This is a genomic window from Methanoculleus horonobensis (assembly GCF_001602375.1).
GTDB classification, from domain to species: domain Archaea; phylum Halobacteriota; class Methanomicrobia; order Methanomicrobiales; family Methanoculleaceae; genus Methanoculleus; species Methanoculleus horonobensis.
The window spans coordinates 55,568-73,579 of the sequence record NZ_BCNY01000013.1 but is presented as its reverse complement, the minus strand read 5'-3'; the positions used below and the strand labels follow the sequence as shown (position 1 = coordinate 73,579).

Here is an 18,012-nt window from a genome sequence, read left to right as displayed (position 1 = left end):
TCCCATCCGGCATCCCGATGCCCATCGCACTCGCCCACCTGCATACTCCTGCAGGAGACAGGAGAAAAGAGCAGGTTAACGACTACGAGGGCGTTGCCGAGAACACCACCCTGATGGCAGGCGCGGGGAACGGCATCTCCTCTGACTGCGGATACCGATACCGCCGACCCCGTCGTGCGCGTCCGATAAGATGATGACAGATAATGTGATCTGGATGTGGCAACCATGTCACCACCAAACTTATCCCTGAAAAACCCAATATCCCAATTACGCAGAGGTGTAACGTCATGCTGGTCACATTTGAAGTAACGTATGCCGAAGGATGGTGGAGCGCCAGCGCACATGCACCTGAAAATGCCATCTTTACCCAGGGCAAAAGCATCGGAGAACTCATCGACAACATCCTGGAAGCAACGTCGCTCCATTACACGGAAGAGCTCGAAGCGGGAGAACGAATCACCATTGTAACCAGGTACAAATCCGAAACCCACGAACAGGAGAGCCCGATCCCGTCAAATTTCGAATACAAGGTCGATATCATTGCCGCGACACCCGGTTGTTAGTGGTTTCAAGACTATCAAAGTCCTTGAAAAACTTGGATTTTCTTTTCTCCGGCAGGCCGGAAGTCACGTCCAGATGCGTAAAGTTGTTGGAGATAAACGACTTCGGGTTACCATACCCCTTCACGACGAACTTAATGTAGCTACACTGAACGCAATCGTCACCGACATCGCAGAATTTGAGGGCATGACGAAAGAACACGTCTACGATCTCTTACGATAACCCTCTTCTTAAGGCAACAGATATCCTTCCGCCAATCGAGAATGCATCCGATCTCCTCACGAAGACCGGAGCCGGGAGAGGATCCGGAGCTTCTTTTCAAGCGCCGCTTCCGCCGCCCGCTCGACCCCGACCTTCATCTCCTCGAAGTCCCGTTTGTCCTCGTCCACGACCTTCTTGACCGGGGTGTATGCCGACTCCCGGAACCGGGGAGTGAAGTCCCGGATCTCGCCGCCGACCGAGAGGACGGATTCGGGCTTTCCTACCTCGACGTAGCCGATCTCTTTCATCGCGACGCCCGCGGACTCCACGACCCGCCGGATCTCCGGCGCAGCCTCGGGCGGCGCGACGACCAGGAGGGCGTCGAGGGATACGCCGAGGTAGTCGATCTCGAGCGCGTCGAGCATCTCGAGAACTTTCGGCCGGACGAGGGTGCGGAGTTCGTCCTCGACGACGACGATCCGGCAGCCAGCGGTCTCGGCCATCTCGTAGGCGTCGCCCCGGAGCCCGCCGTTCGTGACGTCGGTCATGGCGTGGATGCTATTGAGGACACTGCTCGCAAGCAGCGCCTCGCAGGCTTTGAGGAAGTGGAGGTTGATCGTCTCCTCGACGACCTCGGGGAACCCGGAGTAGATCGCGGCGGTGGCGATCGTCCCGCCGCCCGCCCCTTCGGTCATGAGGAGGACGTCGCCGGGGGCGATCTGCTTCCGGGCGGTGAGGTGGTTCGCGACGCCGACGGCGCCGACGCACCCGGTCATCCGGGAGCCGAGCACCATGTCCCCGCCGATCCGGAGGGTCGAGCCGGTGACGAGCGGGACGCCCATCGCCTCGCCGACGGCGGAGACGCCTGCCGTGTAGTCGAATATCTTTGCCACATCGCCGTCGTCGGCGACGTGGATATCGGAGAGGAGCGCGACGGGTTTTGCACCCATGACGTAGACGTCGCGGAGCGTCGCCCGGGTGACGTGGAACCCGGCAAGGAAGGGGAAGTCGGAGAGGCGGGAGTGCATCCCGTCGACGGTGGTGATGATGTAGTCCCCGCCGGCACGGACGGCGCCGGCGTCGTCCATCTCGTCGACGCCGACCGCGGCCTCCGTCCGGCCGATGATCCGGGCGAGCTGCCGGTGGGCGAAGAAGTCGCCCGACCCCCGCGAGCCGACGCCGAACTCGCCCATCGTCGAACCGGATGGCTCGAACGTGAAGAGGTCGCCGGAGAGCCCGGTCGAGTTCTTTGCTTCGGCAACGACCGCCCGGGCGAATGCCTCGGCGTATGCGGGTGTTACGCGGTGGTGCTTGATCGAGAGGATATCCCGGGAGAGAAAGCGCACGATCTCGTCGTCAGGGGTGCCGGCGGCGAGGTGCCGGCGGCTGATCTCTTCTACATCCATTGTAAGAGTGGTCGGTGCAGAACGAGATAAAGGAAATGGCGAAAAAGAGGCAAAGATTCAAGCAGATCCCGGGCGACACCTGATGGATGACGGGTGGAGAGATGATCGCCGCCTGCTCCGTCGCCGGTTCGGACTCGGGGGGAGGGGCGGGCATCCAGGCGGACTTGAAGACGTTCACGGCGCTCGGGGTCTATGGGCTGACGGTCATTACGGCGGTGACCGCCCAGAACACCCGCGAGGTGCGGGGGACCTGGATGCTCCCCGCCGACGCAATCCGGGCGCAGATGGAAGCGGTCGCGGACGGCTTTTCGATCGGGGCGTGGAAGACCGGGATGCTCGGGAACGCCGCAAACGTCCGTGCGGTCGCGGAGGCCCTGCCGGAGGGAGCCGCGCTCGTGATCGACCCGGTGATGGTCTCGACGTCGGGCCACCGGCTGCTCGCGGAGGATGCCGTCAGGGATCTCGCGGAACTCCTCATCCCCCGGGCGGCGGTCGTCACCCCGAACATCCCGGAGGCGGAGGTTCTCGCCGGTATGCCGGTCACGACCGTCGAGGAGATGGCTGACGCCGGCCGGCGAATCCTCGACCTCGGTGCCCGTGCCGTGGTGGTGAAGGGCGGACACCTCGCCGGCGGTGCGGCGGTCGATATCCTGGTCGACCGGGACGGCGGGATACGGCTCTCCGGGGAGCGATACCCCTATGCGGTGCACGGGTCGGGGTGCTGCTTCTCGGCGGCGCTCGCGGCATGCCTCGCCCGGGGGATGCCCGTAGAGGGGGGGTTCCGCGCGGCAAGAGAGTTCATCGACACGGCCATCCGGGAAGCAGCGGGAGATTCCGGGCAGGTCAGGATCGTCAATCCGGGAGGAACGGTCTTTCACAGGCTTTGAAACAATATTTCCACATTTTTGTAAGGATCCGGACATTATTTCCTCTTGCCTCTCGAAAAACTTGCATTTAATCACCATGCCGAGCCCCGGTTAAACTTATTATCACCCCCATTATCCGACAGAAATGAAAAATAATCCACCAATAATTTAAAAGCAAATGCGGAATTTTTATAACTAAAAACTTGTAACTATTGTACTGAATGGACGAGATCGACGACGCGATCCTTCGGGAGCTGCAGAGAGACGGGCGGATGTCTATGGCAGAACTCGGCTCAATGCTGGGCATCGCACCGTCGACGGTCTTTAAACGGATCGAGAAGTTAAAGAACGCCGGTATCCTCGAGCGGTTCACGATCGTCATCAACCAGAAGTGTTTCGAGCATACACTGGTCGCTTTTCTGAACGTCAGGGTTCACCCCGACGGGAAACCGGAGGTCGAAGAGTTCATGCGGAGCCTCCCGAGCATCCTTGAACTCTACGAGGTTCTCGAGCCCGGCGACTTCTTCGTCAAGGTCCGGGTGCAGAATATATCTGAGCTGAAACGGAGCGTGCTCGTCCCCCTCTCCGGCCTTCCGGGGGTAAGGGATATCCAGACGATCATCTCGGTGAGGAAGGTCAAGGAACAGACATGAACGGAATGGAAGTTGAGACCATACAGCAGATGCTTGCGATAGTGACGCTTCTTTTAGGAGCGCTTCTCATCGGCATCATCTTCAATGCCTACCGGATCGTGAGGCAGCCAACCCTGCTCCTCTTCATCTACGGGCTGTTTACACTGGTCGTGGGAATCACGTTCGCCGATCTCGTGAGCGTCTTCACACCCGATGAATTCACCATCGCCTGGTCGGCGATCTTCTCCCGCGTTGTGGTGATCCTCGGCCTCTGCGTGATGGCTTACGGCATCATGAGAGGGTAGTATGCGCACCGGTACTTCGTTTGCCCGGGACTGGCAGCTGATCAAGGTGGCACGGTCGCTCCAGCGGCACGACGTCATCGGATCGCTCGTGCAGAAACTCCTTCTGGACGCTCCGCCCGGGCTCACGGAGCGGATAGCCGCCACCGCCAGGCGACTTGGTGAAGAGAGCGGGACGGAACTCCTCACCCATGCAGAGGAGCAGCTCGATCCCCCGACCCTGATGGAGGGGCTCCTGCTGACGTGGGGGATCCCCTGCGAAGCAACGGACGCTGCCGACGGTGGGGTGGCTATCGCGGTCGACGGCGCGGCAACGGCCGTCCGGGAAGCCTTCGCGGATATCCGGGTAGCCGAGCCCTACCTTGAGGGCTACGCCTGGGCGCTCCAGCGCGACGCGGTGCTCGTGCACGGCGGAGGCGGCAGGATGACGATCCGGTTCCCTCCCCGGAACGAGTAGGCGACGGCCGGCCCTCCGGCAGCAGCGGGATGCGGCAGCGTTTCTCGCGAACTTTTTTGCAAATATTTATCACCATTGCGGTTATTTTGTTTATTTAAAGCGTCCAATCGCTAAAAGGAGATTGTAAATTGACAGACGGGATACGTGCGTGCCAGAGCTGCGGGATGCCGATGAGCGCGAAGGAACAGTTCGGGACGGAAGCGGACGGCACACCATCTAAGGACTACTGCACCTACTGCTACCGGGACGGGGCCTTTACGAACCCCGCAATCACCATCGACGAGATGGCGAAGCTCGGCGGAGGGATGATGTCGCAGATGTACATGATTCCCCTCGAAAAGGCGGTGGCCTTCGCGAAGGAGCAACTCTCGTGCCTGAAGCGGTGGGCGGGGAGGGAGATCCCGCTCTGCGAGAGCTGCGGGATGCCCCTTGCCCGCGACGAAGACGCCGGGACGGAGGCGGACGGGTCGCTGAGCACGCGGTACTGCACCTACTGCTACCGGGACGGGGGGCTCATCGAGCCCGATCTGACGCGGGAGGGGGCGGTCGAGCAGTACGCGCCGATGATGGCCGAGAACCTCGGGATGCCCGTCGAGAAGGCGAAGGAGATGGTCGGCCAGTACCTCTCGACGCTGCCGAGGTGGCAGGAGTAAGATCGGCGAATTGCCCCACGCTCACCGGGACGGGGAACTTCCGCCCCACTTTACTCCCACAGGATAAACTACGAGAGATACAGAAATTCTGAAGCGTAGCGCTGGTGCCAGGGAGCGATTTTTGAGATCCTCACCGGGCCGCCGCTGAACCTCTACAGGCTTCGGAACGCCCTGCTCATGCCGCGCTTTTGGAGACCCGGACCCTGCCGATGATCAGGTCTTCCTCCAGGGGAACACCCTGCCCCTCCTGTCGCAGCGCTTCCACGTGCCCCTCGATCGCTTCTCTGATGTTTTCCATCGTCTCCTCGACCGTCTCTCCCTGGGAGTAGCATCCGGGAAGTGCCGGGACTTCCGCCCAGAACCCTCCTTCTTCAGCCTTCTGGATCACAACTGTAAACTCCATTTTAACGCTCCATTTTAAAGTAGTTCAAGAAACTCTTTCTCAGTTAAACCGGCCTTCTTTATTGCCGCCATGAGAAGCCCGATCTTTAACTCCTTCGACCAGGGCAATGTGATGATCGCCCCGGAGGGCATTTTTATATTGACATGATCGCCCTTTCCCTGCCGCATCACCCCACCTGCCCGCACAAAGGCCCGCACCGCCTCGTGACCTTTGATCCCCCGGAGTCTGCTCACGCCAATCCTCTATTCAGTAGTGGCCCCACTGCAGGATATGCATTTCGTTGCCGGTAGATCAGCGCATCTCTGGTCGTTACCAAACTCTCAGGAGAACTCTTATATCCCCCGGTCCATAAGACCGATACAGGAGAGGGGCGGATTGAGTTTGTGTGCCGACCTGCTTGAGCGGCGGGAAGAGATCCTTGGAGTCGCAGCCGGACACGGCGCCCGCAGGGTCAGGGTCTTCGGGTCGGTGGCCCGGGACGAGGAGACCCCGGAGAGCGACCTCGACCTCCTCGTCGAGTTCGAGCCGGGGAGGAGTCTCCTCGACCACATCGCTCTCGCTCAGGACTAAAAAGACCTGCTCGGCCGCGAGGTCGACGTGGTGACCGAGGGAGGACTGCACTGGTATATCAGGGACCGCATCTCTCCGGATGCCGTTCCGCTGTGAAGGATGCCCGGCTTTATCTGATCCACATGCTTCGTCACCACTGACACCACCCATATCCAGGGAAAACGCGGCCGGATCGAGGAGATCCTGCCAATATCTTATCCGGTTCTCCAGGCTGGCTAATCAAATGGATTATGTAATCCTACGCAAATATGAACAGATGAGGAGATGGGAGGATTCATAAGAGCGACTCTTCCCCGTCATGCGATTCAACGATCATCTGCAGGGGATGATCTAAGATTATGAGGCACCACAGATGAGTGCAGAAGAACAGCTGTTCAATTTTGATGGACTGGTAGGGTCTATCCATCACTTTCATGATGAACTGGTTACTCAGGCCAGTCGTGCAGTCAATATCAGCCTGACGCTCAGAAACTGGCTCATTGGTTGCTACATTGAGGAATACGAGCGTTCCGGCATTGATCGTGCGGATTATGGAGACAGGCTAATGGACAGGCTTGCAGAAATCCTGACGGCTCAGGGGATATCACGTTGCGACCGTCGGGAGTTGTACCGATATCGGCGGTTCTATCTCACCTATCCACAGATTGTGGAGGCAGTGCCTCCACAATTGACGCAGTTCCTGATTGCATCGATTCGACAGAGACTTTTCGCTGGATCGGGGATTGACTCCCAGGATAGCGGATCTCTGATTGTGGAGTCAGCGACTCCACAATCCCGCATTGCAGGGAAGATATTGATCTCCAGACTCTCCTTTACCCATCTCGCGGAGCTCATCAATCTGGAGGACGAAACCAGGCGCGCTTTTTATGAAGTCGAGTGCATTCGCGGTAATTGGTCGGTGCGCGAGTTGAAACGTCAGATTAACAGTCTATATTATGAACGCTCCGGGCTCTCGACCGATAAAAAGAAACTTTCAGAGGTGGCACAGCAGAATGCGGATCAGGCCGAGCCTAATCTGGCTATCCGTGACCCCTACATTTTCGAATTTCTGGGACTCAAGCCTGAAGAAGTAATGAGCGAATCACATCTGGAAAGTCAACTCCTCAAGAGGTTGGAAGCATTTCTTCTCGAGTTAGGCCACGGATTCTGTTTCGAAGCCCGGCAGAAACGCATACTCGTTGGTGACGAGCATTTTTTTGTGGACCTGGTTTTTTACCACCGTATTCTTAAATGCCATGTACTGGTGGAGATGAAACTGGACGGTTTCAGTCATGAAAACATTGGCCAACTTAACACCTATGTGAGCTGGTATAGAGAGAACATGATGACTGAAGGAGATAACCCGCCGGTGGGCATTCTGCTCTGCACCCATAAAAATCAGGCGCTGGCGGAATACGCTCTGGCAGGCATGGACAATAACCTTTTCGTATCCAGGTATCTGCTAAAACTGCCGAAAAAAGATGAAATGCAGGATTTTATTGAAGAACAGATCCGTTCCGGAGTTTGATGCGGAAATAAGAGCGTATCGGATGATGTTCGGGATCGCTTTGTGCGTCCGGGGTGATCCGCTCATCTCCCATCATCGGGGTGAGGGGTATCCTCATCCACCACTATTTTGGAATCGACCGGGATGCGGTCTGGAACGTGGTCGAAGATGACCTGCCGACGCTGAAAAGACAACTCCTGTCCTTGACTAAGGAGTAGCGGCTCCGGATTGTGGTCGAGGCAGGACACCGGAGCAGCATCTACCGTTAAGAACGCGGACGACCCCGCCGCCCCGGCCCTCCGCCACACCTGCCGCCCCTGGGGACTGCGATGCCCACGTCCCCGGGGAGAGGAGAGCGCCCCGGCCGAAACCTGGATATCCCTGTGGTGCCGGACTCGTACTTCCTGCGGGTCTCCAGGATCCGGGAAGAGGTCTGCTTTCACCGACACCTATCCCGAGCGACCGCGACCGGATCGAGGAACTGCTGCCGGGGATCACTGTCCGGGCATCCGGGGCGTTTCTTGCCGGCGAGTTTGGGGTTTGGGCATATCCCCGCTCCTTATCGGTATCCATCTCCGTCCGGCAACGCCCGGGGCGGCGGCCGGCGCGATCCATGCCGCCGTTGCGCCCCACGGCGCCCGGATATCCCTCCCACGGGCGTTGCGCGTGCGCGTCGCCTCAAATCCGGTCCGTCCGGGCCGAAAACGCCCCCACCCCCCCGCACCCGGGGGGCGTATCGGAGGGGTTCTTTTTATATATATGAAGCAATGAATTCGTATTATCCCCAAAACACCATTCTAGCCCCGTTTGTTCTTTTCAACAACTCATTTATATCCCGAAAGATATTTTCACAGATCCGACGGCAGGGAAATAAAATCATTCCGGAAAAGATCACTACGATATCTATATATACCATGGAAAATCAGTTTGTTTTATCGACTATCTGCCCCATCGGGGCACGGAGTCTAGAGGTGTGTATGATGAACTTCAAGAATGAAGAAGCAGTGTCGCCGGTTATCGGCGTTATCCTGATGGTCGCCATCACGGTGATCCTCGCCGCTGTTATTGCGGCGTTCGTGTTCGGAATGACCGGCAGCGTCGAGACGACGAAGACGGTTGCGGTTACGGCGTCCGTGAATAACTCAAAGTTCGTTGTGGTAACCTTCCAGGGCGGTGCTGATGCCAACTCTGTGGATTATCTAAACCTGACTATCAACGGCGAGTCCCAAACTAATTCATTAGGGGCTCCAGGAGATGCGGCGCAAGATATTCCTAAGATTGGTGGATCCTTCACCAGCGATGACGAAATTGTGCCTGGAAACTGCCATGCGGTAGTTGTGGCGCACTTCAAGGACGGTTCGTCACAGGTCGTTCTAGAGCGGCAACTCTAAAATCATCTTTTTTAGGCCAGGATAACTCTCCCTGAGTACCGTAAAGAAGAAATCCCAGTTAGGCAGACGATTTTCAGCGGTAAGAACACCGGAACGGCAGTTATCTCGCAACCCTCGCCCATCAGTCACCAATGCGAGAGGTATGACGCAGATGACGCACCTGATTAAACCGTAATTTTAGGGCTGGACATCTTACTGCAGAACATCTACAGGACCGCACCAGCGGTCTTTTTTAGCCAGTCAACCAAAGATTTACCTAACGCCCATCCAAAAGGAGATATCAGAATGCCCATTACCACAAGATCCCTCCTCCCTGCCCTCCTCGCCGCCGCCCTCCTCCTCCCGGCGAACATCTACGCCATCGGCAACGGTATCGGCGCCGGACTCCGCTTCCCCCTGTTCCTGTACCAGGACACCGCCTACGGCACCTCCCTGATCCCGGTCTGGCGGGAGATCTCCTACATCACCTCCGGCACCATCGGCGGCCGGTCGGCCGTCTCGATCCTCCTCTGGGTCCTCGGCACCACCCTCCTCATCGCCGCAATCGTCTACTTCGCCGCCAGGCGGAAGGATTGCTACGAGGCGGCCAGAAAACCCCTCGCCCTCCTCGTCGCCGGGGGCGCCGTCGCCTACCTCCTCTCCTGCGTCGCCCAGTACGGCCCTACCCTGTACGGCCCGGCGGGGTTTGCCGTCCCGGTCGGGGTGCCGCTCATCCTCGCCGTCGCGGGGTACGTCATGACGGCAGAGGAGGACGATGTATTGGAGGATGAGGGAGAAGAGGAGGAATACGGGGAAGGGATGGAAGAGGAACAGTAATCATCCCTTTTTGTTGTGGGTTGAATCTCTTTTTTGTTCGTTCTCGCCGGTTGCCCGTGTTGGAAAACGCTCAAAATCACAGTGTTCGCTCAATCACACATCCCGTAAACGGCTTTCCATCGACTATCGCCACTGGGGGAACGACGCTCCGCTAGGAGCGGAGTTCGAGCACCGAAGGTGCGAGGAGCGAACGCAGTGAGCGTGAGCACCGTTAGGTGCGAAGTGGGGCTGACGGGGAGTGCGATGGGCGGAACGCCCGGAGCTCGAGCACCCGGAGGGTGCGGAGTGCGAGCGAAGCGAGCTTGAGCACCGATAGGTGCGAAGGGGAGCATCCCCCCTCCCCTGTCTCCATCGCATTGGGCATATTTGTAAACCCCACCCCGCCCGCGCTTCGCGCTCCTCCTCCGCACCTTCGGTGCTCGTGCTCCGGCTCTACGGCCCGTCGCACCCCACTCCAGGGGGCGGGGGCAGTGCTGGCGATACCCCCCCGGTCCACTGCACCGGCTTTTTCCTCGTCTAAAATGCCTAAGTGATTTCGCCAGTAGAGCAGAATCCCACATGCAACAGCATAACCACACTCAAAAACCGAAAAAACGCCGATCACCGGGGGTCACAGCGGGGAACCCGCTCAAACCGTCTTATCAAGCAGGATCCACGACTCGTTCCCGACAAACGTCCCCACGACCACGACCCGCGTCGGCTCGGAGACGGTGCGCTTCTCGGACGTCCCCGCCCGGGCATCGAGCGTGAAGTTGTCGTTCGCCGGATCCACTCCCCCGATCCAGCACCGGATCTCCGTGACCCGGTCCATGTCCATCCCGCCATAGTTCGTGAACGTGATCGTCTCCCCCGTCCGGACGGCCGTCACCGCGACGGTCTTCGGCTCTTCCGGGAGCCCGATCCCGAAGACCATCGATGCCACGATTGCCGCGAGGATGACCACGACCGCCACCATCAGGAGCGCGCTCACCACCTCCGAGACCCCGCCCTCGATATCCGTGCCTGCCATAGAAAGGAATATCACAATCAATCGGATAAAAGGCTGCTCATATCGAACCGGACGGCAGGGATGCTTCCCCGTTGCTCGGATTCTCCATCGCTAATGAGGGCGAGAGATATCGAGATCCATAGTTACTGCAAACAACTGCAACTCAAAAAAATGTTACAGTAAATGAGTTACTGTCTTCACTCCCGGGTCTTTGAGAGTCAGGCCGGCCTTCCGGTACCCGCAGGCCGAACAGATCTTTGAGGAACGGAGTTCGAGAACATCCCCACCCGGAACAGGGCTTTCCCCGCGTCGCCTGACACCTGTAGGCGGGCATCCCGACGACTGCTCCCACGCTCACGGACCCGCACCGGCTCCGGAACGGTCTGCGTCCCGGTCGCTCCGACCCGATCCAGGCCGGTTTTGGGACTCGAACATCCTGTCTGCCATGGGCCAACTTCCAGCTGCGCACCGGACCATTGTCTCCCAAAATACACAGCGATCCCCCGACACATGTCGGCCTGCCGGGGCGCCGTGAACCGAAATGACCATACCCCGTTTTCCCGTCATAGAGAGAGAGAACAGCCTCCTCCGCCCTAAATCATTAAATGGTACCTGTGCATCATAAGGGGTATGAGCCTGGTTGGCGGTGTTGTACAGGGCCTTTTAACCCGATCCCTGCGGGAGGGACGGTATTCCGGCATTGAACGCCTCGGCCGTGGTTTTGGCAAGATGAGGGGGACGAACGTTGTCGGCGGAACAGAATCCGGGTCCTCCCCCTTCGGCAGGGAGTTGCTTTCCGGTCACAGACCGGCATCAGCGATCCGGCAACCGCAGGCGTATCCCGATACCCCGGGTTCGGCTCGGGGAGGAGGCTGGCGAGCGCTACGGCTCGGTGGCGATCTTTGAGTGACTGACGATAGATAAGAGAACACTATGCCGGCGATACCATATCCCCGAGAGAGAGGCGGACGCACACTTATTGCCATAATCGTCGTGATAGCAGCCGTGTGCGCCATTGTGCTGGCACTGCACCTTCAGCCGTGGAAACCGGATCCGTCCGGCCCGCCGGTGCCGGCAATACCGACCCCCGTGGTGCCGACGGTGACAGAACCCACTATCATCGTCGCAGCGAGCGACAGCAGTGCGGCATCGAAAGCCGGAGCAGATTATATCTGTGACGGTATCGACGATCAACATGAGATCCAGACCGCGATCGATACCCTCCCCGCCCGCGGCGGGACCGTCCAGCTGACGGAAGGGACGTTCAAGTGTTCCGGAAACATTCTGCCCAGATCCTATACAACCCTGAAAGGACAGGGTGATGACCGTACCACCCTGGTTTTTACAAATAACGGCCTGATCTGGATGAAAAACGATTCTGTCGCGCTGGAAGGGCTCCGGGCAACTGGCTCCGGCTACTCCGGGAAATCGGCTCACAGGGGTGTGATCTACATCACTGCAAGCCATATGTGGATCAAAGACGTCACGGCCACGGCTGACAGGTCCATCCAGGCTGTGTTTTACGTGCAGTCCATCGAAGGCTATACCAGGGATATCGAGTACATTGCGTTCATCGGCTGTGTGGCCGAGAGCCCCGGAACATACGGATTTCTTCATAGTTCGCAGGATACCGACTATACGGTACATAGGTATGTCCAGTATACCGATTGCAGGGCAATCGACTGCGGCCGGGATTCCAGGTTCAATAACTGGGTCACAGGATTCGACTTTACGGAACTCAACGACATCGAGAGCCTGCGGGTGACCCGGTGTATCGCCGAAGGCAACTGGGAATCCGGGTTCCACCTCGAATGGGCCCCCACCAAGAACGACGTCGTCTTTACCGACTGCATCAGCAGAAACAACGGCCAGAAGCCGTTCCCGAAGACCTACAGCCTGGGCGGCGAGGACTACTTCGGTTCCGGTTACTACGCGCCGCGGGGCTCGTACACGTTCAGCAACTGCACCGCGGAAGGGAACAGCGCCTACGGGTTCTTCTTCAGTTACCCCGACGGCGTCTACCTCTACGACTGCACCGACCTCGAGACGGGCCGGGGGAAGACCGACTACTCGGCGGTGAAACCGACATCGTACTTCATCGTACAGTCACAGTTGACGAACGCCAACCCCTCGATCGTCATGGAGAACTGTGAAAGCATCAAATCTTTCGGATACGGTCTGCACATCGCCCTGATGGATCACGTACGGATCAACAACTTCCGGTTGACCGATCCGGCCGGGATCGACGGCAGGGGCGCCGTGATGGGGGGTTCATCGCGAGGAGCGTCAGTTGTGGATTCCAGCATCGATATCCATGCAACGGGGGATCGAGTCTCTACTCTGATATACGCGATGGGTAACAGGAATGTCGTATACACCGGGCAGATAAACTCAAACGCGGTGCAACCGTTTGTTATCGACGGATACGGGACCAGCAATGTGCGGGTGCAGGACATGAAGATTTTACCGGCCGGCTCAACGGGCATATCGTTGACACAGGATGTACCCGAGGGTGCAGTAACGATCGTGAAGTCGTGACACTTATTCGGCAGACAGAATCGCCCGTTGAGTCGCCAGAGCATCTGTTTGAGCCGCATCCGCACTCCTCCTCTCCGGCATAATAGGTCTCCGGGTTCGATGCGTCCTGATCGCTCCTGTCGTCCGGGATCCGCTTTCAGGATTTATTTCGCCTCTTCTGGCCGACGGCCTTTTCACCGGCCGGGGATAGAACCGATCGACACCTGCGGGCACGGTGTCCGGTGACGACGGTTGCGGGCACGTGATCGCCCCGGGATCTTCACTCCTATTCGAACGCATGAAATGGATATCGGCCTACACATTGGCTTTATTTTGCACGCCGGCAGTTCTTCCGAACAGCCATACGGTCGCGTGCGAGTTCGCGTTGTCTATGTTCATAGTTTAAATAGCAGGATAAATATGTTATTTATATATTAAAAACGTAATTTAATTGTATTTTAGATTTAGGACATTCATAATCAATCCGATTAAAAATATCTCGAATTATATATCTCTAATTAATTTAAATATTATTATATATCTCAATTTTCTGATACTGGGTATCGCCTGAACGAGGTGACTTAGTGATAGTCAAAAGAACAACGAGGCTAATTATTGCAGTATTCCTGGTATTCGGCATGGTGCCGTTTGTCGGAGCACTTGAGCCCGGCACGGCCACGATAACCGTGGCCGCAAGTGACAGCACCAGCACAGCGAAGGCTCAGGCCGACTATGTCTGCGACGGATCAAACGATCAGGCGGAGATCCAGAACGCCATCAACACCCTCCCCGCCAGTGGCGGAACCGTCCGGCTGACGGAAGGGACGTTCAACTGTGCCGGAAACATTCTGCCCAGGGCGCATACGACCCTCTCCGGCCAGGGCGACGATAAGACCTTTATTCGGTTCACGAACGACGGGATCCTCCGGGTCGATACCGAGTACGTGACGCTGGAGAACTTCCACGTCAAAGGCACCGGCTACAGCGCATCGCGCGACTTCGGCGTGGTGTACATCCGGGCAGGGCACAACGCTGTCCGGGACGTCACCGGCACTGCCGACCGGACCATCCAGGGGCTCTTCTATGTGCGCTCCGTCGGCATCGGCAACAAGAACATCGATGACATCGAGTTCACCCGGGTGGTTGCAGACAGCCCCGGAACCTACGGGTTTCTCCACAGTTCATGGGGCACCGACTACAAGGTGCACAAGAACATACGGTATACCGACTGCAGGGCAATCGACTGCGGTCGATACAGCGCCTACAACCCCTGGGTTACCGGGTTCGACTTTGCGGAACTCAACGACATCGAGACCCTGCGGGTGACCCGGTGCGTCGCCGAAGGCACGCTTGAGTCCGGGTTCCACTTCGAGTACGCTCCAACCAAGAAAGACATCGTCTTCACCGACTGTATCAGCAGAAACAACGGCCAGAAGCCGTTCCCGAAGACCTACAGCCTGGGCGGCGAGGACTACTTCGGTTCCGGCTACTACGCGCCGAAGGGCTCGTACACGTTCAACAACTGCACCGCGGAAGGGAACAGCGCCTACGGGTTCTTCTTCAGTTACCCCGACGGCGTCTACCTCTACGACTGCACCGACCTCGAGACGGGCCGGGGGAAGACCGACTACTCGGCGGTGAAGCCGACATCGTACTTCATCGTGCAGTCGCAGTTGACGAATGCCAACCCCTCGATAGTCATGGAGAACTGCGCGAGCATCAACTCCCACGGTCGCGGTCTCTACGCAACGCTTGTTGACTACGTCCAGGTCAAGAACTTCACGATGACCAACCCGGGAGGCATCGACGGTGTCGGCGCTCTGATAGGAGACCCGGCACTGGGAGTGGGTTTCGTCTCTTCAAACCTCGACATCCATGCCTCAGGGAACAGCGCGTCCAAACTTGTCACGGTGAACAGTGCTTCCAACTCGAAATTCACCGGGAGCATTGTATCCGATGTGGCGACGCCGTTCACCGTAGCGGGAGGAGGAACCAACAACGTCGTCGTTGAAGGCATCAAGACGGTTTCGAATACACTTCCGGTGGGTTCGTCGGGAATCACGACGAGCAGCGTCAACTCGGGAGCAGTCAGGATCACCGACTGTACAGTCGTCAGGCCCGGCAGCACTCCGCTCCCGACACCGGTCCCCACCACCCCGGTTCCCTCCGGGAAACCCGATCTCGTGGTGACCGACATCGCCTGGACGCCGGCAAACCCGGCTCCCGGAAGTGCGGTGACGGTGAAGGCCACGATCAAGAACCAGGGCGACGCCCCGACGCCTGCGGGCACAAAGCACGGCGTCCTCTTCACGTTCGATGACGGTGCGGCAGGCTCCGGCATCTGGGCCGACGCCCACACGGCATCGATTGCTCCGGGTGAATGGGTCACCCTGACCGCGAACGGCGGATCGGCCGGTGCAACCTGGAAGGCCGTCGAAGGCACGCACACCGTGAAGGCGCACGTCGACGACGTCAACCGGATTGCTGAGTCGAACGAGGCAAACAACGTCAGAAGCGAGCAGATCAAGGTGTCGAAGGCGGCGGCGGGGCCTACCCCGACCCCCACCCCGACACCGACACCCGCCGGGAAGCCCGATCTCGTGGTGACCGGCATCTCCTGGACGCCGGCGAACCCCGCCACCGGTGATGCGGTGACGGTGAAGGCCACGATCAAGAACCAGGGTACCGCTCCCACACCTGCGGGCACAAAGCACGGCGTCCTCTTCACGTTCGATGACGGTGCCGCCGGCCCCGGCGTCTGGTCCGACACTCACGCCACGGCCCTCGCCCCCGGTGCATCGGTCACCGTGACCGCGAACGGCGGCTCGGCCGGTGCAACCTGGAAGGCCGCGGAAGGCACGCACACCGTGAAGGCGCACGTCGACGACGTCAACCGGATCGCTGAGTCGAATGAGGCAAACAACATCATGAGCAAAGAGATCGTCGTTGGAAGTCTGCCGGTTCCCGTCAGGGGCGACCTTAACGGAGACGGCAGCGTCGACTGGGCCGACGTGACGATTGCCGCCGAGATGGCGCAGAAAACAACGCCGTCCGACCCCGCTGCCGACATTAATGGAGACAGCACTGTGGACTGGAAGGATGTTGCCCTGCTCGCCGACTTCTTCTTCGGCAGAACCTCTTCTCTCTAAAGCGTCTACCTGGAGGGGTGGTTGATCCCTCCTCTCCTCCGGGTTTTGCCACAGGTGCCGCCCCGTAACACCTGTACAGTACGTGATCATACTATGGACGGGTTTTTCCACCTGAGCCGGGGATGCCCGGATCCGTCGCCAGTAACGGCCTATTCTCTTTTGGGCTACGGCGAAACCGCACTTCGCGCCTATCGCAGAACAGAAGGATGCGTGGGCACGCCAACCATTCTGGATCCTTCTTTTGCCAGAATAGACCCCTTGACACGGCGATACCGATGCAGGAGAGCCGTCAGGACGGATAATTTGATATATGCGATACATCCATTGGGGGGTAATGCACGCGTTCCCGAAAAGCCCCATTGAGCTGAAAGCCTATCTTGTAGACCCGCTGTACAGGAATACGTTTTTCATTATCATCACATCAGTCTCAAGTGCAGGCTTTGGTTTCATCTTCTGGATGCTTGCAGCACGGTTCTACCCGCAAGAAGACGTAGGAGTTGCGACGGCCCTTATCTCATCCATGGGGATGCTGATCCTCTTATCGAAGCTCGGATTCGATCAATCGATCATACGGTTTTTTCCGACACGGGATAAATCCAAAGTCCTCGGGACGGCAATAATCGTCACGACGCTATTCGGGTTTGTCCTGGGAGTTCTGTTCATAGTTACGGTGGATATCTGGTCGCCAGGGTTGCACCAGGTCAAGGACTATGCACTCCTCTACATCGCCTTTCTTATAGCCAACTCCGTAACGGCCTTCATCGGCGCAGCGTTCATTGCACTGCGAAAATCCGAATTTTACTTCCTTCAGAGCCTCCTTTTTGGTTCAAGGCTCCTTATTCTCATTCCTCTGATCTTCCTCGGAGCACTTGGAATCTTCTGTTCGCTGGGTCTCTCATTCGTCATTGCTCTCATAGTTTCGGTCTTCCTGCTTTACAGGTCAGGAATTCGTCTATCCGGCCTTGATCAGGAATTTTTGGTCGATTCGTTTCGCTTCTCTGCAGGGAACTACGTTTCCGGATTACTCATTGCGGCTCCGGGCACGCTCCTCCCGATTCTCGTGTTGAACATTCTCGGTGCAGAACAAGCCGCTCAGTACTTCATTGCGTATGCAGTTGTCATGTTCTTGTTCCTCATCCCCACGTCTTTTACGACATCGCTCTTTGTCGAGGGGAGTCACGGCGGAGCACTGAAGAAAAACGTGCTGAAATCGCTCGCCGGGATTTTTGCGCTGCTCATTCCGGCGGTTGTGGGCCTCTTCGTATTCGGAGAGTATATCCTCGGTTTGATCGGTCCGGATTATGTAGCAGGGCTCGAATTAGTCAAGGTTCTGGCGATTTCAAGTTTTTTCGTCTCGTTTTCGGAGGTATTTATTGCAATCAAGAAAGTCCAGTACGGGCTGAAAAGCCTGATCGCTATCAGCGCCATCGTCTTCATCCTGCTTCTGGGATCCAGCTATGCCTTGATGCTGCAGTTCGGGATCCTCGGTGTGGGGTATGCATGGATCGTGACATACGCGTCGATCGGCATTGTTGTCGTGCTGTCCATGGCCAGACGGTACGTTCTGTGATTCACTCTCCCACGCATGTTTTCGGGCGTCAGGAGTGAGCGCCG

General features: G+C 58.0%; 19 protein-coding genes. 15 read left to right on the top strand and 4 right to left on the bottom strand.

The features are described 5' to 3' along the window. Nucleotides 1-287 precede the first annotated feature (287 nt). Nucleotides 288-563 carry a hypothetical protein gene (locus tag MCUHO_RS03425; RefSeq protein ID WP_067073374.1) on the top strand — a complete coding sequence of 92 codons (276 nt, stop codon included), beginning with the start codon at nt 288-290 and terminating at the stop codon, nt 561-563. Continuing rightward, on the top strand, nt 541-783 hold the full coding sequence (locus MCUHO_RS13150) for a type II toxin-antitoxin system HicA family toxin (RefSeq protein ID WP_084385902.1): 243 nt from the start codon (nt 541-543) through the stop codon (nt 781-783). Before MCUHO_RS03425 ends, MCUHO_RS13150 begins: the two co-directional genes overlap by 23 nt. Before the next feature lie 56 nt (nt 784-839). Here MCUHO_RS13150 and MCUHO_RS03420 read toward each other — a convergent pair whose 3' ends face one another. Beyond that, nucleotides 840-2,168: an AIR synthase-related protein gene (locus MCUHO_RS03420; protein WP_067073372.1), complete on the bottom strand. Its 1,329-nt coding sequence runs from the start codon at nt 2,166-2,168 to the stop codon at nt 840-842. Nucleotides 2,169-2,254: 86 nt separating this feature from the next. Here MCUHO_RS03420 and thiD point away from each other — a divergent pair, with 86 nt between their 5' ends. The 5 genes from thiD (at nt 2,255) to MCUHO_RS03395 (ending at nt 5,078) form a co-directional block, all read left to right on the top strand. Continuing rightward, on the top strand, nt 2,255-3,055 hold the full coding sequence (gene thiD, locus MCUHO_RS03415) for a bifunctional hydroxymethylpyrimidine kinase/phosphomethylpyrimidine kinase (RefSeq protein ID WP_235808148.1): 801 nt from the start codon (nt 2,255-2,257) through the stop codon (nt 3,053-3,055). Nucleotides 3,056-3,255: 200 nt separating this feature from the next. After that, nucleotides 3,256-3,687: an Lrp/AsnC family transcriptional regulator gene (locus MCUHO_RS03410; RefSeq protein ID WP_067073369.1), complete on the top strand. Its 432-nt coding sequence runs from the start codon at nt 3,256-3,258 to the stop codon at nt 3,685-3,687. After that, complete coding sequence (locus MCUHO_RS03405) at nt 3,684-3,971, top strand: hypothetical protein (protein WP_084385901.1); 288 nt, start codon at nt 3,684-3,686, stop codon at nt 3,969-3,971. Before MCUHO_RS03410 ends, MCUHO_RS03405 begins: the two co-directional genes overlap by 4 nt. A 1-nt stretch (nt 3,972) precedes the next feature. Further along, a complete protein-coding gene (locus tag MCUHO_RS03400; protein WP_067073367.1) occupies nt 3,973-4,425 on the top strand; it encodes a hypothetical protein in 453 nt (150 codons plus the stop codon). Nucleotides 4,426-4,553: 128 nt separating this feature from the next. After that, on the top strand, nt 4,554-5,078 hold the full coding sequence (locus MCUHO_RS03395; RefSeq protein ID WP_268872786.1) for a zinc ribbon domain-containing protein: 525 nt from the start codon (nt 4,554-4,556) through the stop codon (nt 5,076-5,078). Nucleotides 5,079-5,253: 175 nt separating this feature from the next. On the opposite strand, the gene MCUHO_RS03390 is transcribed toward MCUHO_RS03395, so the two are convergent. Continuing rightward, nucleotides 5,254-5,481: a type II toxin-antitoxin system HicB family antitoxin gene (locus MCUHO_RS03390; protein WP_067073362.1), complete on the bottom strand. Its 228-nt coding sequence runs from the start codon at nt 5,479-5,481 to the stop codon at nt 5,254-5,256. A gap of 14 nt (nt 5,482-5,495) precedes the next feature. Beyond that, nucleotides 5,496-5,714 carry a type II toxin-antitoxin system HicA family toxin gene (locus MCUHO_RS12305; protein WP_153019998.1) on the bottom strand — a complete coding sequence of 73 codons (219 nt, stop codon included), beginning with the start codon at nt 5,712-5,714 and terminating at the stop codon, nt 5,496-5,498. Between the two features lie 148 nt (nt 5,715-5,862). On the opposite strand from MCUHO_RS12305, the gene MCUHO_RS12965 reads away from it, so the two are divergent. From MCUHO_RS12965 to MCUHO_RS03365, 5 genes are all read left to right on the top strand, one after another. Further along, nucleotides 5,863-6,051, top strand: a complete 189-nt coding sequence (locus tag MCUHO_RS12965) for a nucleotidyltransferase family protein (protein ID WP_235808146.1) — start codon at nt 5,863-5,865, stop codon at nt 6,049-6,051. Nucleotides 6,052-6,403: 352 nt separating this feature from the next. Continuing rightward, on the top strand, nt 6,404-7,558 hold the full coding sequence (locus MCUHO_RS03380) for a PDDEXK nuclease domain-containing protein (RefSeq protein ID WP_067073360.1): 1,155 nt from the start codon (nt 6,404-6,406) through the stop codon (nt 7,556-7,558). Nucleotides 7,559-7,611: 53 nt separating this feature from the next. Beyond that, a complete protein-coding gene (locus tag MCUHO_RS03375; RefSeq protein ID WP_153019997.1) occupies nt 7,612-7,755 on the top strand; it encodes a HepT-like ribonuclease domain-containing protein in 144 nt (47 codons plus the stop codon). 759 nt (nt 7,756-8,514) lie between these two features. After that, nucleotides 8,515-8,928 carry a type IV pilin gene (locus tag MCUHO_RS03370; RefSeq protein ID WP_084385931.1) on the top strand — a complete coding sequence of 138 codons (414 nt, stop codon included), beginning with the start codon at nt 8,515-8,517 and terminating at the stop codon, nt 8,926-8,928. 285 nt (nt 8,929-9,213) lie between these two features. Further along, a complete protein-coding gene (locus tag MCUHO_RS03365; protein ID WP_067073356.1) occupies nt 9,214-9,744 on the top strand; it encodes a hypothetical protein in 531 nt (176 codons plus the stop codon). Between the two features lie 628 nt (nt 9,745-10,372). Here MCUHO_RS03365 and MCUHO_RS03360 read toward each other — a convergent pair. Further along, entirely contained in the window at nt 10,373-10,753 is a 381-nt protein-coding gene (locus MCUHO_RS03360) for a type IV pilin N-terminal domain-containing protein (RefSeq protein WP_067073354.1), read from the bottom strand. A 1,080-nt stretch (nt 10,754-11,833) separates the two neighbouring features. On the opposite strand from MCUHO_RS03360, the gene MCUHO_RS03355 reads away from it, so the two are divergent. The 3 genes from MCUHO_RS03355 (at nt 11,834) to MCUHO_RS03345 (ending at nt 17,968) form a co-directional block, all read left to right on the top strand. Then, entirely contained in the window at nt 11,834-13,270 is a 1,437-nt protein-coding gene (locus MCUHO_RS03355) for a glycoside hydrolase family 55 protein (RefSeq protein WP_235808145.1), read from the top strand. Nucleotides 13,271-13,833: 563 nt separating this feature from the next. Beyond that, nucleotides 13,834-16,398, top strand: a complete 2,565-nt coding sequence (locus MCUHO_RS03350) for a CARDB domain-containing protein (protein ID WP_153019996.1) — start codon at nt 13,834-13,836, stop codon at nt 16,396-16,398. 334 nt (nt 16,399-16,732) lie between these two features. Then, nucleotides 16,733-17,968, top strand: a complete 1,236-nt coding sequence (locus MCUHO_RS03345) for an oligosaccharide flippase family protein (protein WP_067074449.1) — start codon at nt 16,733-16,735, stop codon at nt 17,966-17,968. The last annotated feature ends 44 nt before the right edge of the window (nt 17,969-18,012 follow it).

What these genes read in the sequence shown, in the direction of transcription:
- MCUHO_RS03405 (WP_084385901.1), top strand. Translation starts at nt 3,684, where the DNA reads ATGAACGGAATGGAAGTTGAGACCATACAGCAGATGCTTGCGATAGTG.
- MCUHO_RS03410 (WP_067073369.1), top strand. Translation starts at nt 3,256, where the DNA reads ATGGACGAGATCGACGACGCGATCCTTCGGGAGCTGCAGAGAGACGGG.
- MCUHO_RS03425 (WP_067073374.1), top strand. Translation starts at nt 288, where the DNA reads ATGCTGGTCACATTTGAAGTAACGTATGCCGAAGGATGGTGGAGCGCC.
- MCUHO_RS03365 (WP_067073356.1), top strand. Translation starts at nt 9,214, where the DNA reads ATGCCCATTACCACAAGATCCCTCCTCCCTGCCCTCCTCGCCGCCGCC.
- MCUHO_RS03420 (WP_067073372.1), bottom strand. Translation starts at nt 2,168, where the DNA reads ATGGATGTAGAAGAGATCAGCCGCCGGCACCTCGCCGCCGGCACCCCT.
- MCUHO_RS03400 (WP_067073367.1), top strand. Translation starts at nt 3,973, where the DNA reads ATGCGCACCGGTACTTCGTTTGCCCGGGACTGGCAGCTGATCAAGGTG.
- thiD (WP_235808148.1), top strand. Translation starts at nt 2,255, where the DNA reads ATGACGGGTGGAGAGATGATCGCCGCCTGCTCCGTCGCCGGTTCGGAC.
- MCUHO_RS03370 (WP_084385931.1), top strand. Translation starts at nt 8,515, where the DNA reads ATGATGAACTTCAAGAATGAAGAAGCAGTGTCGCCGGTTATCGGCGTT.
- MCUHO_RS03345 (WP_067074449.1), top strand. Translation starts at nt 16,733, where the DNA reads ATGCACGCGTTCCCGAAAAGCCCCATTGAGCTGAAAGCCTATCTTGTA.
- MCUHO_RS03380 (WP_067073360.1), top strand. Translation starts at nt 6,404, where the DNA reads ATGAGTGCAGAAGAACAGCTGTTCAATTTTGATGGACTGGTAGGGTCT.
- MCUHO_RS03390 (WP_067073362.1), bottom strand. Translation starts at nt 5,481, where the DNA reads ATGGAGTTTACAGTTGTGATCCAGAAGGCTGAAGAAGGAGGGTTCTGG.
- MCUHO_RS03360 (WP_067073354.1), bottom strand. Translation starts at nt 10,753, where the DNA reads ATGGCAGGCACGGATATCGAGGGCGGGGTCTCGGAGGTGGTGAGCGCG.